At 64.8% G+C, this 18,771-nt stretch carries 21 protein-coding genes; 4 read left to right on the forward strand and 17 right to left on the reverse strand.

Features of this window, described 5'->3' with window-relative positions; translation table 11 throughout:
- Nucleotides 1-79 precede the first annotated feature (79 nt).
- Together PSV26_RS11330 and PSV26_RS11335 are read right to left on the reverse strand one after the other, a co-directional pair.
- Nucleotides 80-946, reverse strand: coding sequence for a methyltransferase domain-containing protein (locus PSV26_RS11330; RefSeq protein WP_300570700.1), 867 nt, complete (start codon nucleotides 944-946; stop codon nucleotides 80-82).
- Nucleotides 946-1,950, reverse strand: coding sequence for a tripartite tricarboxylate transporter substrate-binding protein (locus PSV26_RS11335; protein WP_300570703.1), 1,005 nt, complete (start codon nucleotides 1,948-1,950; stop codon nucleotides 946-948). The genes PSV26_RS11330 and PSV26_RS11335 overlap by 1 nt, the downstream gene beginning before the upstream one ends.
- A gap of 129 nt (nucleotides 1,951-2,079) precedes the next feature.
- Here PSV26_RS11335 and PSV26_RS11340 point away from each other — a divergent pair, with 129 nt between their 5' ends.
- Complete coding sequence (locus tag PSV26_RS11340; RefSeq protein ID WP_300570706.1) at nucleotides 2,080-2,973, forward strand: LysR family transcriptional regulator; 894 nt, start codon at nucleotides 2,080-2,082, stop codon at nucleotides 2,971-2,973.
- Nucleotides 2,974-3,116: 143 nt separating this feature from the next.
- On the opposite strand, the gene PSV26_RS11345 is transcribed toward PSV26_RS11340, so the two are convergent.
- Complete coding sequence (locus tag PSV26_RS11345; RefSeq protein ID WP_300570806.1) at nucleotides 3,117-3,824, reverse strand: glutathione S-transferase family protein; 708 nt, start codon at nucleotides 3,822-3,824, stop codon at nucleotides 3,117-3,119.
- Nucleotides 3,825-3,835: 11 nt separating this feature from the next.
- A complete protein-coding gene (locus PSV26_RS11350; protein WP_300570708.1) occupies nucleotides 3,836-4,258 on the reverse strand; it encodes a DoxX family protein in 423 nt (140 codons plus the stop codon).
- Between the two features lie 79 nt (nucleotides 4,259-4,337).
- Between PSV26_RS11350 and PSV26_RS11355 the strand changes: the two genes are divergently transcribed.
- Nucleotides 4,338-5,222, forward strand: coding sequence for a LysR family transcriptional regulator (locus tag PSV26_RS11355; protein WP_300570711.1), 885 nt, complete (start codon nucleotides 4,338-4,340; stop codon nucleotides 5,220-5,222).
- Nucleotides 5,223-5,261: 39 nt separating this feature from the next.
- On the forward strand, nucleotides 5,262-5,432 hold the full coding sequence (locus PSV26_RS11360; protein WP_300570714.1) for a hypothetical protein: 171 nt from the start codon (nucleotides 5,262-5,264) through the stop codon (nucleotides 5,430-5,432).
- A gap of 87 nt (nucleotides 5,433-5,519) precedes the next feature.
- On the opposite strand, the gene PSV26_RS11365 is transcribed toward PSV26_RS11360, so the two are convergent.
- The 12 genes from PSV26_RS11365 to PSV26_RS11420 all read right to left on the reverse strand — a co-directional run bounded on the left by PSV26_RS11365 (nucleotide 5,520) and on the right by PSV26_RS11420 (nucleotide 16,647).
- The gene (locus PSV26_RS11365) at nucleotides 5,520-7,061 is read right to left on the reverse strand and encodes an ATP-binding protein (protein ID WP_300570717.1); all 1,542 of its coding nucleotides are present in this window, start codon (nucleotides 7,059-7,061) and stop codon (nucleotides 5,520-5,522) included.
- A gap of 51 nt (nucleotides 7,062-7,112) precedes the next feature.
- Nucleotides 7,113-7,775: an HAD family phosphatase gene (locus tag PSV26_RS11370; protein WP_300570809.1), complete on the reverse strand. Its 663-nt coding sequence runs from the start codon at nucleotides 7,773-7,775 to the stop codon at nucleotides 7,113-7,115.
- Between the two features lie 94 nt (nucleotides 7,776-7,869).
- The gene (locus PSV26_RS11375) at nucleotides 7,870-8,262 is read right to left on the reverse strand and encodes a YchJ family metal-binding protein (RefSeq protein WP_300570720.1); all 393 of its coding nucleotides are present in this window, start codon (nucleotides 8,260-8,262) and stop codon (nucleotides 7,870-7,872) included.
- A gap of 2 nt (nucleotides 8,263-8,264) precedes the next feature.
- The gene (locus PSV26_RS11380; RefSeq protein WP_300512319.1) at nucleotides 8,265-8,696 is read right to left on the reverse strand and encodes a rhodanese-like domain-containing protein; all 432 of its coding nucleotides are present in this window, start codon (nucleotides 8,694-8,696) and stop codon (nucleotides 8,265-8,267) included.
- A 161-nt stretch (nucleotides 8,697-8,857) separates the two neighbouring features.
- Complete coding sequence (locus tag PSV26_RS11385; RefSeq protein ID WP_300570722.1) at nucleotides 8,858-9,985, reverse strand: acyl-CoA dehydrogenase family protein; 1,128 nt, start codon at nucleotides 9,983-9,985, stop codon at nucleotides 8,858-8,860.
- Between the two features lie 8 nt (nucleotides 9,986-9,993).
- Nucleotides 9,994-10,659: an SDR family oxidoreductase gene (locus PSV26_RS11390; RefSeq protein ID WP_300570725.1), complete on the reverse strand. Its 666-nt coding sequence runs from the start codon at nucleotides 10,657-10,659 to the stop codon at nucleotides 9,994-9,996.
- A 65-nt stretch (nucleotides 10,660-10,724) separates the two neighbouring features.
- Nucleotides 10,725-11,906: an acetyl-CoA C-acyltransferase gene (locus tag PSV26_RS11395; RefSeq protein WP_300570812.1), complete on the reverse strand. Its 1,182-nt coding sequence runs from the start codon at nucleotides 11,904-11,906 to the stop codon at nucleotides 10,725-10,727.
- A 92-nt stretch (nucleotides 11,907-11,998) separates the two neighbouring features.
- Nucleotides 11,999-13,810: a bifunctional isocitrate dehydrogenase kinase/phosphatase gene (gene aceK / locus PSV26_RS11400; protein WP_300570728.1), complete on the reverse strand. Its 1,812-nt coding sequence runs from the start codon at nucleotides 13,808-13,810 to the stop codon at nucleotides 11,999-12,001.
- Nucleotides 13,811-13,815: 5 nt separating this feature from the next.
- Nucleotides 13,816-14,478 (reverse strand): carbonate dehydratase, encoded by a 663-nt coding sequence (gene can, locus PSV26_RS11405; RefSeq protein WP_300512325.1) that lies wholly within the window; start codon nucleotides 14,476-14,478, stop codon nucleotides 13,816-13,818.
- Between the two features lie 46 nt (nucleotides 14,479-14,524).
- Entirely contained in the window at nucleotides 14,525-15,706 is a 1,182-nt protein-coding gene (locus PSV26_RS11410; protein ID WP_300512326.1) for an isovaleryl-CoA dehydrogenase, read from the reverse strand.
- A gap of 32 nt (nucleotides 15,707-15,738) precedes the next feature.
- Nucleotides 15,739-16,200, reverse strand: coding sequence for a PaaI family thioesterase (locus tag PSV26_RS11415; protein WP_300512327.1), 462 nt, complete (start codon nucleotides 16,198-16,200; stop codon nucleotides 15,739-15,741).
- A gap of 42 nt (nucleotides 16,201-16,242) precedes the next feature.
- Nucleotides 16,243-16,647, reverse strand: coding sequence for a MerR family DNA-binding transcriptional regulator (locus tag PSV26_RS11420; protein ID WP_293594422.1), 405 nt, complete (start codon nucleotides 16,645-16,647; stop codon nucleotides 16,243-16,245).
- A 113-nt stretch (nucleotides 16,648-16,760) separates the two neighbouring features.
- On the opposite strand from PSV26_RS11420, the gene PSV26_RS11425 reads away from it, so the two are divergent.
- Nucleotides 16,761-17,831 (forward strand): MBL fold metallo-hydrolase, encoded by a 1,071-nt coding sequence (locus tag PSV26_RS11425; RefSeq protein WP_300570730.1) that lies wholly within the window; start codon nucleotides 16,761-16,763, stop codon nucleotides 17,829-17,831.
- A 103-nt stretch (nucleotides 17,832-17,934) separates the two neighbouring features.
- Here the strand turns inward: PSV26_RS11425 and PSV26_RS11430 are convergent, their stop codons facing one another.
- Entirely contained in the window at nucleotides 17,935-18,576 is a 642-nt protein-coding gene (locus tag PSV26_RS11430) for a response regulator (protein WP_300570733.1), read from the reverse strand.
- Between the last annotated feature and the right edge of the window lie 195 nt (nucleotides 18,577-18,771).

An 18,771-nucleotide genomic window follows, 5' to 3' on the forward strand; every position in this document is an offset into this window, starting at 1 on the left:
ATGCCTGCCTGCCCGCCCGGGTGAGTGGCAGGGCGCGGCGGTAAACGACCATCTTCAGCAGCTGGTGCCCCCCCGCTCATCAGGCCGTGGCGTCTGCGGCGCCCAGCCGCCCGCTGCCCACTAACAGCTCGTTGGGGCCACACCAGCCGTCGGCGCTGGTGAAGCGATTGAGCTGTTCCTCCATGTCGGCCCATGCGTCGTTTTGCGCCGGCACCGGGAGCGGCGCCAGTATTTCCATGATGGGCGAACCCGAAGAACGTATGAAGTCCAGGTAGTGGCGGCTGGATGGCAAATGCATGGGCGCAGTGACAGGCTCCACCTTGATGTCCGAAAAGCCGGCCAGCTCCAGCAGCTCGGCCAACACACCCGGCTTGCCCAGGCTGAACAGTGTGCCGGGCTCGAAGGGTGAGGCCGCCGTGCGGCCGGCATGCCGCAGGGCAGTTGTCATGAGGATGGCCACACAGGGGTTGGCCTGCGGCTGTGAAAACACCACCGCAGCCAACCGCCCGCCGGGCCGGAGGGCGGCGGCCATTTCCCGCAACGCCAGCACCGGCTGCGGGCAGAACATCAGGCCCAGCCGGGAGACAGCTGCATCAAAGCTCGCGCCAGCCAGCCCGAGCTGCTGGGCGTCGGCGAGCTGCGTGGTCACATTGCTCACGCCGGCCGCATGGGCGTTCTCGCTGGCCAGCTGGAGAATGCGCGCAGAAATGTCAACCGCCAGCACCGCGCCGCCGGGGCCGACGCGCCTGGCAATGTCTATGGTCTGGCCACCGGCACCGGCGGCCACGTCCAGCACACGCCCGCCTTCAGCAATGCTGGCTGAAGACAGCATGCGCACAGTGACATCGTGCAACCAGCTGTTGACCAGTGACGAATGCCGGCTCCAGCCTTCGGCGGCCTTGTCCCAGGGGTGGTGTTGCACCCCAGCTGCTGCGGTGGGTGCCATCAGTCGGCCCGGATGCTGTTGCCGCGTATGACGGGCTCCCAGTCGCGCTGCTCGGCGCTGATGCGCGCGGCAAGTTCAGCCGGGGTGCTGGATGCCGCCTGCATGCCGAACTCTGCATAGGCAGCCACGAGCTGCGGCTGCGCGAGCGCGGCACGCAGCACCTGCGAGGTGTTTTCCACCACTGCGGGTGGGGTGCGCCCGGGCATGAAAAACGCAAACCACTCGCGCACGATCAGGTCGCGGTAGCCCTGCTCGGCCAGCGAGGGCACATCGGGCAGATAGGCGCTGCGGCGCGCCCCCGAGGTGGCCAACACGCGCAGCCGGCCCGCCGCCCGGTGCTGCCGCAACAGGCCTTCGGGCAACACCAGAGCGGCAATCTGCCCACCCATCAGGTCCACCAGCGCGGGGGGCCCGCCGGCATACATCACGTGTTGCCATGGCAGGCCTTCTGCATGGAAAAGCATGGCCTCGAGCAGATGCGGCACGGTGCCCGTGCCGGGTGAGCCGACATTGGCCAGCCTGGGGTTGCGCCGCATCCAGGTGACCAGCTCCTGCACGTTGGTGACTGTCTGCGGCACCGCCGGGCCGACGGCCAGGCCCAGCGTCATCTCGCCCGCCAGCGACACCGGCCGGAGATCGAGTGCCGGGTCGTAGGCCAGCCTGGCGTACAGATAGGGGTACACGGTAGCGATGGCGCCCTGGGCCAGCAACACCACGCTGCCGTCGGCCGGGGCCGCCTTCAGCGCATTCACGGCGATCTGGCCGGCAGCCCCGGGCCGGTTGTCCACCAGCACATTGCGCGTATGGCGGCCTGTCAGTTGCTCGGCCACGCGGCGCGCAACAATGTCAGGAATGCTGCCGGCCGGGCCGGTGCACAGGATGCTGAGCTGATCAGGCGCTGGCTGGGCCGAAGCGGGCCAGGGCAGGCCCGAGGCCACAAGCCCTGCAGCAAGGCCCGAGGCTTGACTTAAAAAGGTGCGGCGGGGGTGGAAATGAACATTCATGGTGTGTTCCTTGACGGGGGAGGTGCGAAGGCTTTTTGCCTGAACACCGGAAAGCCCAGTCTAGGCAGCGAAGTGGCCGCCCACAACCCGCAGAACTGCATAATGGGGCCGCACCGACGCGGAGCTCACATGTTCGATTGGGATGACCTCAAGCATTTCCTGGCTGTGGCGCGCCACGGCAGCACCACCGCCGCCGGGCGCGCGCTGAACACAGACCAGTCCACCGTGCAGCGGCGCATCACCCGGCTTGAACAACGCATTGGCCAGCCCCTGGTCGAGCGGCACCCCAGCGGCTACCGGCTGACCGCTTACGGCCAGCAGCTGTTGCCCCATGCGCAGTTGGTCGAACAACACATGCTGGCCCTGCAGAACGTGGTGCAGTCTTCCGCGCGCGAGCTGAACGGCGTCATCCGCCTGACCTGCCCGGAACCGATTGTTTCGCGCATCACCGGGTCGGGGCTGCTGGAGCGCCTGTCAGCCCGGCACCCCGGGCTGCGTGTCGAATTCGTGATGAGCGACCACTATGTGGACCTGGGCAAGGGCGAGGCCGATGTGGCGTTTCGCTCGGGCGACACCGTGGACAACGCCCTGATCGGCCGAAAAATTGCCGACTCCCTGTGGGCGGTGTACGGCGGCCGGGAGTACCTGGCGCGCCACGGCAGCCCGCAGCGGCTGGAAGACCTGGCGCAGCACGCCTGGATTGGCTTTGACGCCAGCATGGCCAAGCACCGGGCGACGCAGTGGTTGCACGATGTCGCGCCCCACGCAAGGGTGGTGGCCACCAGTGGCAGCGTGCTCGGCGCGGTGCATTCCGTCAAGGCCAATGTCGGCCTGGGCGCACTGCCCAAGGCGCTGGGCGACGCCGAGCCGGACCTGGTGCGCGTGCTCGGCCCCATCCCCGAGCTGACGCGCAGCTGGCGCATGCTGACCACGCGCCAGTTGCGGCGCACGCCGCGGGTGCAGGCCTTCTTTGCGTTCATGGCCAGCGAGATGGACACGCTGCGCCCCATCCTCACCGGTTGAGCGTCGCCTGCCGGTGAAGGCGGCACTGTATTACTACACTTTTGATAGCTGCTTGCGCAAGCCACATAAGGGCTGGAGGCCAATTTGATGCATGCACCCCGCGCAGAGCCCAGCTGCATGGCAAGGCGACGTGGACAAGAAGCTCAAGAACATGACACCTCGGCGCTGAGCGCCGGCCGCGCCGCCATGCGCCTGGACAAGGCGGACCCGCGTTGCTGCAGAAAGGCCCGCAACAGTTGCGGGTAGTCGGGCGAAACCGCCTTGCGCACCGATGCACGCTGCGCCAGCGCGCACCGCCAGGCGTTCACCCGGGGCGTGTCACTGAAGATGCCGAAATCACCGATGCCGTCGAACACATCGAAGTACCTGAAGACCGGGCCAAAGGCCGCATCCACCATGCTGAAGCGTTCGCCGGCGAAGTAAGGGCCCTGGCCCAGGACGGCTTCAAGGTGCTGAAACTTCAGGCGCAGCGCGGTGGCACTGGCCACGAGCGCTTCTTCACTGGGGGCGTTGTAGAAAGCGCCGATGTTGCTCAGAACAGCCGAGGCAAACTCCATCCAGCTGCGGTGCTGCGCGCGCTGCAACGCGGCCTGCGGGTGCAGGCGCGGTGCGGCGGTGTCATCAAGGTATTCGCAGATGACTGCCGACTCAAACACGGCCTGGTCGCCCACCAGCAACACAGGGGTTTTTCCCAGCGGCGAGACTTCCAGAAACCAGGCGGGCTTGTGGGCCAGGTCAATGTCCTTGCGCTCGAAGGCGATGCCTTTTTCGGCCAGAACGATCGCCGCGCGCTGCACGTAAGGGCACAGGCTGTGGCTGATCAGGGTGAGTGGGTGCGTCGTTATCACTATCTGCTCCCTGGTCACAAGGCAGGCACAAAGCGCTGGCTGCGGCGCAGGGCCCAAGCACCATCGCCGCCCAGCCACAAGGCCACCGAAGCCACGGCCAGGAACGCCGGGTACTCCCAGCCACCGCCCTGGCTGGTGAAGACCCAGCCATTGCCAAGGTGCACCAGCGCGGCAGCCAGCATGACGGGCACCAGCGCCAGCGAAACCTGGCGCGCATACAGCCCGACCAGAATGGCGAGGCCACCCAGCAGTTCGGCCGCAAACACCGGGTAGGCCAGCGCACCGGGATAACCCACGCTCTCGAAAAATTGCGCTGTTCCGGGCAAGGTGAAGACAAACAGCTTCAACAGCGCATGGGCAATCCACATGACACCCAAGCTGGCGCGAAGCAGGGCGATGCCGTAAGGGGCGGTGGGGTTGATGTCAGGTCTGGGCATTGCATTTCTCCATTGAATTGATTGGTGGATGTAATGTAGGATTGCAATAACGCATTGAAAATAGGCACGCACGCAAACCATGAATGCAACAACGCAATACAAGCTCAGCGCCCAGGATGTGGAAGTGGTGCTGGCGCTGGTGCGGGCCGGCACCCTGGCAGAAGCGGGCGAGCGGCTCGCGGTGGATGCATCGACGGTGTTCCGCTCCCTGCAGCGCATTGAAAAGGGTTTGGGCCAACGCCTGTTTGAACGCTCGCGCACGGGCTACCAGCCGCTGGAACTGGCGCAGGTGCTGGCCAGCCATGGGGAGCAGCTGGAGGTGCAGCTCGAGTCGGCACGTTCGGCCGCGCAGGCCGAGACCGAGCAGGTCTCGGGCAGCGTGCGCATCACCACCACCGACACCCTCCTGCATGGGCTGGTGGCGCCAGCGCTGGGTTTGCTGCAGGCAAGCCACCCTTTGCTGAGCTACGAGCTTCATGCCGGCAATGAGTTGGCCAGCCTGACCCGGCGCGACGCCGACATTGCCGTGCGGGCCACCCGGCGCCCGCCCCAGCACCTGGTGGGCAAACATGTCGGTCCGATCCGCATGGCCTTGTTTGCCGCCAGAAAGGGCGGCCCCAAACACTTCGACGCGGACATCGCCGGCAAAGCGAACTGGGTCGCCCCGGACGACGCCCTGCCGGAGCACCCCTCGGTGATCTGGCGTAAAAAACACTTTCCCAAAGTGACGCCGCGCTACCGGGTCGACAGCATCCTCACCGTGGCAGAGATCGTGGGGCAAGGCATGGGCATCGGCCTGTTGCCAATTTTTCTCGCCAGAGATCGAACCGATTTACGCGCCCTGACGGATGCACTGGATGAATGCCAGACGGAGCTCTGGCTGTTGACACACACCGAGTCAAGGCACCTGAGACGGGTGTCCACAGTGTTCGGCCACCTGGCCAAACACATGACGCTGGCCTGAGGTGCAGCGGCTCAGCCCGGCAATCCCGGCAAGGCAGCCATGTCCGCAAAAAATGTGCGCACGCCGCGGGTGTCGGCCTTCTTTGAATTCATGGTCAGCGAGATAGACCGCTGCGCCCCATCCTCACCGGTTGAGCCTCGCCTGCCGGTGAAGGCGGCACCGCATTACTACGCTTTTGATAGCTGCTTGCGACCGCCGTACAAGGGCTGACGGCCGATCTGATGCACAGGTTTCGCCTGCAAGCCCCTTCGCCCCGCAGCAAGACCCGACATCGCCGACAGGCCGCGCCGTGCGCGCCTACGCCACAGCGGGGGGCAAGGTCACGTGGAAAACCGTGCAGCCGGGCACGGAGTCGTAACCAATGCGGCCCCCCATGTGCTCGACCATTTCCTTGGCGATCGACAGGCCGAGGCCGGAGCCGCCTTTTGGCCGGCTGGCCGTCATCTGGGCCTGGGCAAAACGCTGGAAGATGCGCCCGCGAAACTCGTCGGGAATACCGGGTCCCTGGTCTGTGACCTGCAGGCGGACAGCGCTGCCAGGGCCTGCCTGCGAAGCCTCCACCCGCACCTGGCTGCCCTTGGGGGCAAACTTCAGTGCGTTGGAAATCAGGTTGGCCAGCACCTGGTGCAGGCGCTGGGCGTCGGCGCGCAGGTGCAGGCCGGCGCCGCCCGACACTGCCAGTCGCACACCGGCCGTGTTTGCCACGGCTTCGAACGCCTGCGCCGCGCGCTCCAGCAGGGGCGCGACATCCAGGGCGTCGATCTGGAACGTCATCTGGCCGGAAGCCATCTTCTCCATGTCCAGGATGTCGTCCACGATGGTGCGCAGGCGTTCTGAATTGCGCGCGGCCAGGGTCACCAGCCGCGCGGCGCCTTCCGGCAGCACACCGGCCATGCCGCCGTCCAGGAGCTTGACGGCACCGTGGATGGAGGTCAGCGGGGTGCGCAGTTCATGGCTCACCACCGAAATGAACTCGCTTTTCATGCGCTCCATTTCCTTGCGCTGCGTGATGTCGGTGACGATGGAAAGAATGACCGGCCGGCCGAAGCTGGACACCAGTTGCCAACGCGCCTCCACCGGGTAACTGCCGCCGTCGCTGCGCTGCCGCACCCCTTCAAACACGACTTGCGGCGCGCCTTCCTGCAGCTGCCGCACATAGGCGTTGAAGGTTGCATGGTTCTGGCCCTTCATCACGTCCATCGGCGTCATGCCGCGCAACTGCTCCAGCGAATAGCCCAGGCTGCGTACCGCGCTGGGGTTGGCATAGAGGTAGCGCAGGGACTGCGGGTCGGTGACCAGGATCTCGTCGGCCACCGTGTCCACGAGCGCGCCAAACCAGTTGAGCATGCGGCTTTGCCGCCCGGCTTCGAGCACGGCCATCATCACATCGGCCAGCTGGTCCAGGGAATGCCGCTGGGCCAGACTGAGTTGCCGGGGTTCGGAATCGAGCACACACAACATGCCGATGGCGTGGCCCCGGTCGCTGCGCAGCTGGCTGCCGCAGTAAAAGCGGATGCCGGCGTTGGTGAGCACAGGGTTGTTCGCAAAGCGCTCGTCGCGCTCGGTGTCGGGCACCTCGAACACCTCGTTCTCAAGGATGGCGTGGCCGCAGACACTTTCATCGCGGGTGGTCTGACCGAAGGCCAGGCCGTACTCGGCCTTGAACCATTGCCGGTCGCGGTCGATCAGCGTGACGGCCGCGTACTGGGTACCGCAGATGGCTGCCGCCAGCTCGGCGAATTCGTTGAACACCTTCTCTGAGGGGGTGTCCAGCACGCCAAAGTCGTGAAGGTCGGCGAGCCGATCAGCTTCGTTGGGGGGAAGGGAGGGCGCGCGCATCGGGCAGGGTGAAGTGGGGGCATTTTATCGCGTTGGGCCGCAACCGGCCGTTCACCCCAGCAGCGCGGGCAGCACCCCCATGTCGGCAAAAACGTGGCGGGCGCCGGCCCTGATCAGGGCGTCCGGCGCGTCATGCCCGGCTTCGGGCGGGCTGTAGCCAAACACAGTGGCGCCGGCGGCCACGCCGGAGGTGACGCCGGCCACGGTGTCTTCCACCACCACGCAGCGGTGCGGGGCGATGCCCAGCGCGGCGGCGGCGGCCAGGTAGACGTCGGGTGCGGGTTTGGAGCGCGGCATTTCGTGCCCGCTGAAGATGCGGCCCTGGAAGGACGGCATGAGGCCGCACTTTTCCAGCTGCAGCTCAACCTTGAAGCGGTCGGCGCCGGAAGCGCAGGCAATGCGGCCCTGGTACAGGGTGTGGATCTGCGCCACGGCTTCGACGGCGCCGCGGATCGGCAGCAGGCCTTCGGCGAGCGCCTCGTTGCGCCGGCCGCGAAACTCGTGCAGCCACTGCTCGGTCAGCGGCTGGCCGGTGTTGGCCTCGATGACGGCGATCTCGTCCTTGACGGCCTTGCCGATGAACAGGCGCATGCACTCGGTGGAGCTGAGCTTCCAGCCGGCTTCTTCCAGCATGTCGCGCAGCACGCCGTTGGTGATGGGCTCGCTGTCGACCAGCACGCCGTCACAGTCAAACAACACGGCTTCAAATTTCAACACGGGGGCCTCTCTTCAAAACGCTATTGATTCAGGAGCTGCTGGCTCAGGTGGGATAAGGGCTAGAGGCCTTTTCATTCACCAACTTCAGGCGTCAAAGCTGGTCGCCGTCCACATAGTACCAACGGCCGGCTTCGCGCACAAAGCGGCTGCGCTCGTGCAGGCGCACGGCGGGGCTGCCCGGGCTTTTCTGGCGGGCGACAAATTCGACTTCGGCGTGGCTGTCGTCCAGCGGCCGGTGCTGGCGCACGTCCAGCCCCAGCCATTTCACGCCGGGGTCGAACTCGATGGCCGGCGGGCGGCGGCTGCTGTGCCAGGTGGCGAGCAGGTGGTCGGCGCGTTCGAGCACAAAGGCGGAGTAGCGCGAGCGCATCAGCGCCTCGGCGTCGGGCGCCGGCGTGTCGTGCGCCAGGTAGCGGGCGCAGCAGGCGGCGTAAGCCAGCGGCCGGCCGCGCGCATCGGCCCGGCCGCAGGGGCAGGCGGCCACCGTCAGCCTTTGGCTCGCGCCGCGTGGGCCTGCTTGTGCGCTTCCAGGGTTTCCACCGGGGCACCCTGCTTTTTCCACTCGGCAAAACCGCCGTCGATGTGAGCCACATTGCGCATGCCCATGTCCTGCAGGGTTTTGGTGGCCAGCGCGCTGCGCCAGCCGGCGCCGCAGAACAGGATGAACTGCTTGCCCTCGTCGCCGAACACCGGCTTGAAATACGGCGAGGCCGGGTCCACCCAGAACTCCAGCATGCCGCGCGGCGCCAGCAGGGCACCGGGTACCGTGCCTTCGCGTTCGAGCTCGCGCACGTCGCGGATGTCGACGATCTGCACCTGCGGGTCGGCAAGTCTGGCCTGGGCCTCGGCCACCGAATAAGTGGTGACCTGCGCCATGGCCTCATCGACGAGGGCGCGGAATCCTTTGGTGATGGGCATGGGATTTGTCTCTGGTTGTGGATGGCGGACGGGCGGTCAAGTTTACGGCGCCCGGGGCTCGATTCAAGCGGGGGCCGCGGGACCGGCTTTGCCGGACCGCAGGCGCCGCCCCCTGCAAGGGGGGAGGAGGCTACACGCAGTGAGCCTCAACGGGGGTGTGCCTACAAATTGCGTTGAATGATGATTTTCTGCACGTCAGACGTGCCTTCGTAGATCTGGCAGACACGCACGTCGCGGTAGATGCGCTCCACCGGGAAGTCGCTGACATAACCGTAGCCGCCCAGGGTCTGGATGGCGGCGCTGCAGACTTTTTCGGCCATTTCACTGGCGAAGAGTTTGGCCATGGCCGCTTCCTTCAGGCAAGGGAGCCCTGCGTCGCGCAAACTCGCCGCGTGCCAGATCAGCTGGCGTGCGGCTTCGACCTGGGTGGCGCAGTCGGCCAGGCGGAAACCGACCGCCTGGTGGTTGACGATGGCGGTGCCGAAACTCTGGCGCTCCTTGGCGTACTGCACGGCAAACTCAAACGCACTGCGCGCCATGCCCACGCTTTGCGCGGCAATGCCGATGCGCCCGCCTTCGAGCGCACCCAGCGCGATCTTGTAGCCCTCGCCCTCGGCACCGATCAGGTTCTCGGCCGGGATGCGGCAGTTGTCGAAGTTGATCTGCGCCGTGTCGCTGGAGTTCTGGCCCAGCTTGTCTTCAAGCCGCGCCACGACGTAGCCAGGCGCATCAGTCGGCACCATGAAGGCGCTCATGCCTTTTTTGCCGGCTCCCTTGTCGGTGACGGCAATCACCACGGCCGCGTGGCCGTTCTTGCCGCTGGTGATGAACTGCTTGACGCCGTTGATCACATATTCATCGCCCTCTTTCACCGCCGTGGTGCGCAATGAGGACGCATCGCTGCCTACATGCGGCTCGGTCAGGCAGAACACACCCAGCATCTGCCCCTGCGCCAGCGGTGTGAGCCACTGCTTTTTCTGCGCCGCATTGCCGTAGCGCAGCAGGATGGCGTTGACCGGGCAGTTGGTCACGGAAATCGCCGTGCTGGTGCCGCCGTCGCCGGCGGCGATTTCCTCGATCACCAGCGCGAGCGTCAGGTAGTCGAGGTTGGCGCCGCCCAGCTCTTCGGGCACGCAGATGCCGTAAGCGCCGAGTGCGGCCAGGCCTCTATGCGCCTCGACTGGAAAGTGGTGCGCCTTGTCCCAGGCCGCGGCATGGGGCCAGAGTTCGGTCTGGGCAAAGTCGCGCACGGCGTCGCGGATCATTTCCTGGTCTTGCGTCAGCAGCATGAGAGGTCCTACCAGGCCAATGCCTGGCCGTCGTGATTGATGAAAGTCCCATTGTGTTCCGGACGCAGGTTGGCCACGGTGGCGCGCATGTCGGCAACGCTTTGCGTGACATCCAGATCGGCGCCAGGGCCGCCCATCTCCGTCTTCACCCAACCCGGGTGCATCGCGACGCAAACGGCTTTGCCTTGCAAGCCAAACGAGATGTCCTTGACGACAGAGTTGACGGCGGCCTTGGAGGCGCGGTACAGCCAGCTGTTGCCATTGGTGCGCAACCCCATGGACCCCATGCGGGATGACAAGACCACCAGCCGGGCGTCAGGTGCCAGCACTTGCGCCAGTTGCGGCAGCACGCGCATGGGCGCCAGCACATTGATGCGCATCACCTGATCGAAAACCTCAGCCGACGGAGGGTCGCCCACATTGCCGCCCGCCAGAACACCGGCAACATACAGCGCCACCTCGATCTTCTCGCCGTCGAGCTGCCAGGCCAGGCCGCTCACGCTGGCGGGCTCGGCCACATCGAGCCGGAGCGCCTGCGCGCCCAGAGCGTTCAGGCGCGCCAGGCCGGCGTCGTCGCGCGCGGTGGCGATGACGCGTGCGCCGGCCTCACGGTACTGGCGCACAAACTCCAGGCCAATGCCGCGCGAGGCGCCGATGACGAGCACCGTGCTCATGTCAGGTTTTCATGCATAAAATCGGCCTCCAGCCCTTATACGACGAGCGCCACCAGCTATGCAATTTATAGCAATTCAATGGCAATCGCAGTGCCTTCACCGCCGCCTATACACAGCGTGGCAACACCTTTTTTCAGGCCGCGGGCCTTGAGCGCGTACATCAGCGTGACGATGATGCGCGCGCCGCTGCAACCGATCGGGTGGCCCAGTGCGCAGGCGCCGCCGTTGACGTTGACGATGTCGTGGCTGATGCCCAGCTCTTTCATGGCGGCCATGGGCACCACGGCAAAAGCCTCGTTGATTTCCCACAGGTCCACGTCTTTGACGCTCCAGCCGATTTTCTTGAGCAGCTTGTTCACGGCGCCGACCGGCGCGGTGGTGAACCACTCGGGCGCCTGGGCAAAGGTGGCGTGACCGACGATGCGGGCCAGCGGCTTGGCACCCAGCTCCCTGGCCGTCGACTCGCGGGTGAGCACCAGGGCGGCAGCGCCGTCGTTGATCGACGAGCTGGAGGCGGCGGTGATGGTGCCGTCTTTCTTGAAGGCGGGGCGCAGCGTGGGAATCTTGTCGAGCTTGACCTTGCCCGGACCCTCGTCGATGGAAATCACCGTGTCGCCGCTGCGGCCCTTGACGGTGACGGGGGTGATTTCGTCCTTGAATGCGCCGGACTCGGTGGCTGCCTTGGCGCGGTTCACGCTGGTGGTGGTAAACGCGTCCTGCGCTTCACGCGTGAACTGGTACTTCTCGGCGCACTGCTCGCCGAAGGTGCCCATGGCGCGGCCGGGTTCGTAGGCGTCTTCCAGGCCGTCGAGCATCATGTGGTCGTAAATGCGGTCATGGCCGATGCGGATGCCGCCGCGGCCCTTGAGCAGCAGGTGCGGTGCGTTGGTCATGCTTTCCATGCCGCCGGACACCATCACGTCGCGGCTGCCGACCAGCAACTGGTCGTGCGCGAGCATCGTGGCTTCCATACCGGAGCCGCACATCTTGGACAAGGTGACCGCACCCGCGCTGGCAGGCAGGCCGCCCTTGAAACCAGCCTGGCGCGCCGGTGCCTGGCCCTGGCCGGCCATCAGGCAGTTGCCGAACAGCACTTCGTCGACTTTTTCGGGTGCAATGCCCGAGCGCTCGATGGCGGCCTTGATGGCGGCGCCGCCGAGGTCGTGCGCGGCAAGGCTGGAAAAGTCGCCCTGGAAGCCGCCCATGGGGGTGCGGGCAGCGCCGAGGATGACGACGGAATCAGTGATGGGATTGGACATGGTGGTTTTCTCCTGAGTTGAACAAGTTAAACAAATTAGGCAAGCTGGATGACTGCGCCACGCTCTTCACATGGCCATGCTCAGGCTTTCTGCGCCGCGTGCCGGCGCAGAAAACGCCGCTCGCGCTCGTAGGGAAACACATCGTGCACATGGCCGGCGGCAATGCGCTCCTTGTGGCCTTGCCAGAAGGCGGCGTCGAGCAGGTCGGCGTGGTGCTTCATGAAGACCTCGCGCACGGCGGCGTTGCCGAGCAGGAAGGGCTCGAAGGTCTCGGGAAACACGTCCCGGGGACCAACCGAGTACCAGACCTCGCCACTCATCTCTTCTTCCTCGTTGCGCGGCGTGGGCACCTTGCGGAAGTTGCAGTCGGTGAGGTATTCGATCTCGTCGTAGTCGTAGAACACGACCTTGCCGTGGCGCGTGATGCCGAAGTTCTTGAACAGCATGTCGCCCGGGAAGATGTTGGCGGCCACCATGTCCTTGATGGCGTTGCCGTATTCGATGATGGCGCGCTCGATCTGGGCCTTGGCCGCCGGCTCGTCCACACCGGTGTCGAAGGCTTCCTGGAGGTAGATGTTGAGCGGGATCATGCGGCGCTCGATGTACACATGCTTGATGATGACCTCGATGTTGCCGTCGGCGTCGCGGTCGCTGACCTCGAGCTGGCTGGGCGCAAATTTCTCAAGCTCGGCTATCAGTGCGTCGTCGAAACGTTCGCGCGGGAAGGCCACCTCGCTGTACTCCTGCGTGTCGGCCATGCGGCCGACGCGGTCGTGCTGCTTGACCAGCAGGTACTTGGCCTTGATCTGTTCGCGCGTGGTGTCCTTCTGCGGCGGGTAGTAGTCCTTGATCACCTTGAACACATAGGGGAAGGAAGGCAGGTCGAACACCAGCATGACCATGCCCTTGATGCCGGGGGCGCTGCGGAACTTGTCGGTCGAGTGGCGCAGGTGATAGAGGAAGTCGCGGTAGAACAGCGTCTTGCCCTGCTTGGCCAGGCCCAGCGCGTTGTAGATTTCGGCGCGCGGCATGCGCGGCATCATGCTGCGCAGGAACTGCACATAGGCCGAAGGAATGCCCATGTCCACCATGAAATAGGCCCGGGCAAAACTGAACAGGATCAGCAGGTCGTCCTCGCTGATCAGCACGGAATCAATCGCCAGCTTGCCCGACCTGGCGTGCAGCAGCGGCAGCGCAAAGGGCAACTCGTTGAAACCGTTGATCAGCTTGCCGACGATATAGGCGCCCTTGTTGCGAAAGAACAGGCCGGAGAGCACCTGGATCTGGAAGTTGGCGCGCAGTTTGACGTCGCCCAGGCGGGCGCCCAGTTCCCCGACCACGTAGCCGGCGTCGCGCGCCAGGTCTTCAAACTCGATGTGCAGCTCGAAATCATTGACCAGCCGCACCAGGTGGTCGTGCAGGGTGTCGCGCTGGGGGTAGTAGGCCCGGTAAGTGGGCTGCGCGGCGGGCTCGTCGTTTTCGATGTATTCGGTGCTGATCGCCGGCCGGACAAAAATGAAGTTGTTCTGGAAATAGCTGCGGTGCAGGATCTTGGTGGTGACCGAGTTGAAAAAGGTCTCGGCCAGTTCCGGCTGGTGGTGATCGACCAGCAGCCCGATGTAATGCAGCTTGACCTGGTGCCAGACGTCCATGGACTGCTCGCCCGCCTTGAACTCGCGCTCCAGCCGGTTGGAGGCCTCGCGCACCCGCAGGTCGTAGAACTCGATACGTTCGCGCTGCGCCCGCTGCTGGCCATGCCAGTCGGCGGTTTCAAAGCGGTGTTTGGCGCGCGCCGACTCGGTGCGGAACAGCTGGTAATGGCGGTTGAAGCCGTCCATCATCGCCTTGGCGATGTCGTAGGCAAGCGGCGAGTCGAGGCGCTGGGGAAACATGGCCGTCAGGCAGGGCGCCGGGAATCCCAGACACGATCGACCGCCAGGCGGTACAGCGCATCAAGATCGGCGGGGTCGGAAATGGTCATCTTCAGGTCCTGCAGCAGGCCGTCGTGCACGCCGAAGGCCCAGCCGTGAATGCTGACCTTCTGGCCCATGGCCCAGGCATCGACCATGACGGTGCTGACGCAGACGTTGACCACCTGCTCGATCACATTGAGGTCGCACAACGCGTCGGCGCGCACGGCCTCGGGCAGGCTGTCGAGCAGCTGGCGATGGCGATGGCGCACGTCCTGGATGTGGCGTATCCAGTTGTCGGCCAGGCCGATACGCGCGCCGTCCAGCGCCGCCTGCACGCCGCCGCAGCCGTAGTGGCCGACCACCATGATGTGCTCGACCTTGAGCATGTCCACCGCGAACTGGATGGCTGACAGCGCGTTGAGGTCGGAGTGCACCACGATGTTGGCGACGTTGCGGTGCACAAACACCTCGCCCGGCTCCAGGCCGGTGATCTGGTTGGCCGGCACGCGGCTGTCGGAGCAGCCGATCCACATGTACTTGGGCTTTTGCTGCTTGACCAGCTTGGTGAAGAAGCCGGGGCGATCCCGCTCGACCTGCTCGGCCCAGGCGCGGTTGTGGGAAAAAAGGTCTTGGATGGAGGAAGTCATGCGGGTATTTTCACCTGCTGGGTCGGACACGGCCTGCACGGACGACTCACATGGTTTCAGCAAACAGCTCGCGCCCGATCAGCATGCGGCGGATCTCGCTGGTGCCGGCGCCGATTTCATACAGCTTGGCGTCGCGCCAGAGCCGGCCCAGCGGGTAGTCGTTGATGTAGCCGTTGCCGCCGAAAATCTGCACGCCCTCGCCGGCCATCCAGGTGGCTTTTTCGGCGCACCAGAGAATGACCGACGCGCAGTCCTTGCGCACCTGGCGCACATGCTCGGTACCCAGCAGGTCGAGGTTTTTGGCGACGGTGTAGGCAAAGGAGCGACCGGCCTGCAGCACGGTGTACATGTCGGCGACCTTGCCCTGGATCAGCTGGAACTCGCCGATGCTGGTGCCGAACTGCTTGCGGTCATGGATATAGGGAATCACGCTGTCCATGACGGACTGCATGATGCCCAGCGGCCCGCCGGTGAGCACCGCGCGCTCGTAGTCCAGTCCGCTCATGAGCACCTTGGCGCCGCTGTTGAGACCGCCCAGGATGTTCTGCGCCGGCACCTCGACGTTGTTGAACACCAGCTCGCCGGTGTGGCTGCCGCGCATGCCCAGCTTGTCAAGTTTTTGCGCAACCGAAAAGCCCTTCATGTCTTTTTCAATCAGGAAGGCGGTGACGCCACGCGCGCCGAGCTCAGGTTCGGTCTTGGCGTAGACCACCAGCGTGTCGGCGTCGGGGCCGTTGGTGATCCACATCTTGCTGCCGTTGAGCAGGTAGTAGCCGCCCTTGTCCTCGGCTTTCAGTTTCATGCTGATCACGTCGCTGCCGGCGCCGGGCTCGCTCATCGCCAGCGCGCCGACATGTTCGCCGCTGATCAGTTTGGGCAGGTATTTTTTGCGCTGATCCTCGGTGCCGTTGCGCTTGATCTGGTTCACACACAGATTGCTGTGGGCGCCGTAGGACAGGCCGACGGAAGCGCTGGCCCGGCTGATTTCTTCCATCGCGATCATGTGCGCCAGATAACCCATGTTGGCGCCGCCGTACTCCTCGCTGACGGTGATGCCGAGCACGCCGAGGCTGCCCATTTTCTGCCACAGGTCCATCGGGAACTGGTCGTTGGCGTCGATGGCGGCGGCGCGCGGCGCAATCTCGGCCTGGGCGAATTCGCGCACGGCGTCGCGCAGTGCGTCAATATCTTCGCCAAGCTGGAAGTTGAGTCCGGGCAGGTTGTTCATGGGATCTCCTTGGATTGATTTTGTCGTGGGATTCAGTTTTTCACGTCGTCACGGCCGGTGATGGTCATCAGCGTGGCGCCCATGGTGGCAATGAGTTTTTCGCGGCCGTCGTCGATGGCATAGGCCCGCCCCTCGGTCACGGTGACGGTGCGCCCGGGCTTGATGACCTGGCCCACCATGCGAAAACGCTGGCCTTTAGCGGGGGCCAGCAGGTTGATCTTGTATTCGATGGTCAGCACGCCAGCGTCCAGCGGCATGAGCGTGAAGCCGGCGTAACCGCAAGCCGAGTCGAGCGCCGTGGCCACCATGCCGGCATGCAGAAAACCGTGCTGCTGGCTCAGGCCGGCCGCCCAGTCGAGCTCGATGACGACCCGGCCGGGCGTGATACCGGCCAGCGAGGCGCCCAGGGTGGCCATGGCCCCCTGGCGTGCAAAACTGTCCTGCACGCGGGCCGCATAGCCTGGGTCTTTGGGCTCGAAATGGGGCAATTCCATGGCCGGTTCCTGATTGACGTTTACGTAAACGTCAATTATGGCCTATTTTGCGGTTTTGGCCGTCTTGCCCAGCAGCGCGCGGGCTTCCTTCTCATGGAGCCGGACCTCTTCGAGATTGGCCTGCAGGTCGGCCATCTGCTCCTCCAGCTGCTTGCGGTGCTGGGCCAGCACGGCCAGGAATTTCTTCAACTGCGGCCCGGTGTCGCGCGGGCTGTCATAGGTGTCGATGATTTCCTTGGCCTCGGACAGGCTCAACCCCAGGCGCTTGGCGCGCAGGGTGAGCTTGAGCCGGGTGCGGTCGCGGGCGCTGTACACACGGTTGCGCCCGCCGGGCCCCTCGCGTTGCGGCTGCAACAGGCCCATGTCTTCGTAAAAACGGATGGCGCGTGTGGTCAGGTCGAACTCTTTGGCCAGATCGCTGATGGAGTGCGTGGTCGTGGTTGCCATGTGGTGAAACCCTGGGGACAGGTTGCTGGTGAAGCCGCTCGCTAATTCGGGTGTAATGCAGAGATCAAGCTTACGTTAACGTAAACGTCAATTCAACCCGGCGATCTTACAAGATGAATCCACAGGAAGCCCAGCTGCACTACCCTTTCGGCGATGCCCTGCCGCCGTCCGGCGGCGCCCTGGAGGTCGCCCCGGGCGTCAGGTGGCTGCGCATGCGCCTGCCCTTTGCGCTGGACCATATCAACCTGTGGCTGCTGCGTGACGAGTTGCCCGGCCCCACAGGCGCCACCGTGCCCGGCTGGACCGTGGTCGACTGCTGCGTCAGTCGCGACGAGGCCAAGGCGCAGTGGGAACAGATTTTTGCCGCTGAGCTGGAAGGTTTGCCGATTCTGCGCGTCATCGTGACGCACATGCACCCGGACCACATCGGGCTGGCGCACTGGTTGTGCCGGCGCTGGAACGCGCCGCTGTGGATCAGCGCCACCGATTACCACACCGCCCGCATCGCCACCCAGAGCAGCACTGGTTTCGGCGGTGAAAGTGCCGCCGGCTTTTTTGCCTCGCATGGGCTGACCGATCCCGATTCCCTGGCCATGATCCGGGCACGCGCCAACTACTACCCCGGGTTGGTTCCCGAAGTGCCCGCCCACTTCCACCGCATGCTTGACGGCCAGGTGATCACCATCGGCGGGCGCCGCTGGACCTGCATCAGCGGTTATGGCCATGCACCCGAACACATCGCGCTGCACTGCGCTGAGACCCACACGCTGATCAGCGGGGACATGGTGTTGCCGCGCATTTCAACCAATGTCAGCGTGTACGACACCGAGCCTGAATCCAACCCGCTGACCCTGTTTTTGCAGTCCATCGACAAATTCGCGCCCCTGCACGCCGATACGCTGACCCTGCCCTCGCACGGCAAGCCCTTCCGGGGCCTGCACACCAGGATTGCACAGCTGCATGAACATCACCGGGACCGTCTGGCCGAGGTCATACACGCCTGCCAGGCCAGCCCCTGCAGCGGCGCAGATATCCTGCCGGTGATGTTCAAGCGCGCCCTGGATCTGCACCAGACCACCTTCGCCATGGGGGAGGCGGTGGCGCATCTGCACACCTTGTGGTTTGAAGGCCGGCTGCAGCGCCGGCTGGGTGACGACGGTATTTACCGGTTTGCGCCAGCCTGAAACGATGCGTCCGGGGGAGTGTCGGGATCTGCGAACGCCGGCTGCCCATCAAATCGGTCGCCAGGCCGCAGCCAGACTATCGTCTCAGCGTCTCAGCGCCGCATCAACGCCATTTGCTGTTGGCCCCGACAAGGGCGGTAACGTAACCCTGCAACCAGTCAAAGTTGATTGGTTTTCCATGAAAATGCGCATCCAGGGGAAGGCCGCCCCTGGCCTTGATGGCTTCCTGGGACAAACCGCTGATCACCAGGATCTGCATGGCAGCCAGCTGCTGGTTGCGCTTGATGCTGCGCAGCATCTCGATGCCATCGATGCCGGGCATGTTCAGGTCGGTGATCAGCAAGTCCGGACGCATGCTGGCAATGTCCATCAACGCCTCCATCGCCGACGGCATGAAGGTGCAATCCATCGCCAGGTCCCATTCGTCGAAATGGGCGAGGTACAACTCGCGGGTCAGCTCTTCATCTTCCACCACCAGAACACTCAGGCGGTGCCGGGTATCCGGGGCGGCCCTGGCGAGTTGCGGGTTGTGTCTTTTCAGGTAGTTGTCGAGCGCCCGCAGGGACAGCCGGCGGTGGCCGCCCAGCGTTTTCCAGGCCGGGATCTCCCCCCTTTCAACCAGCGACTGCACCGTGGCCACCGACAAGCCCAGCAACTTGGCGGCATAGGTGGTGCCGCAGTAGTCGTCACCGGAGAACTCTTTCGCCGGAATGGCGTTTTCCAAGGATGAAGGGTCAAGCGTCACGTGAAAGTCCAAAAAGGTTGGAATCCGGCGAATTGCGCATTTTGATGGATGGGTTCATGAATTTCACTGTTCCAGCAAATTTGATACTTGCCGGCTGAAGTCACCCGTCATGGTACCGTGGTTTATCGACCAACCCGCAATGGCCAACTGCCGGTCGTGCGCTCTGACGTCCAGGCAGGCGGCGGGACGGGTGGA

The organism is Polaromonas sp. (assembly GCF_029945685.1).
In the GTDB taxonomy this organism is placed as follows: domain Bacteria; phylum Pseudomonadota; class Gammaproteobacteria; order Burkholderiales; family Burkholderiaceae_C; genus Polaromonas.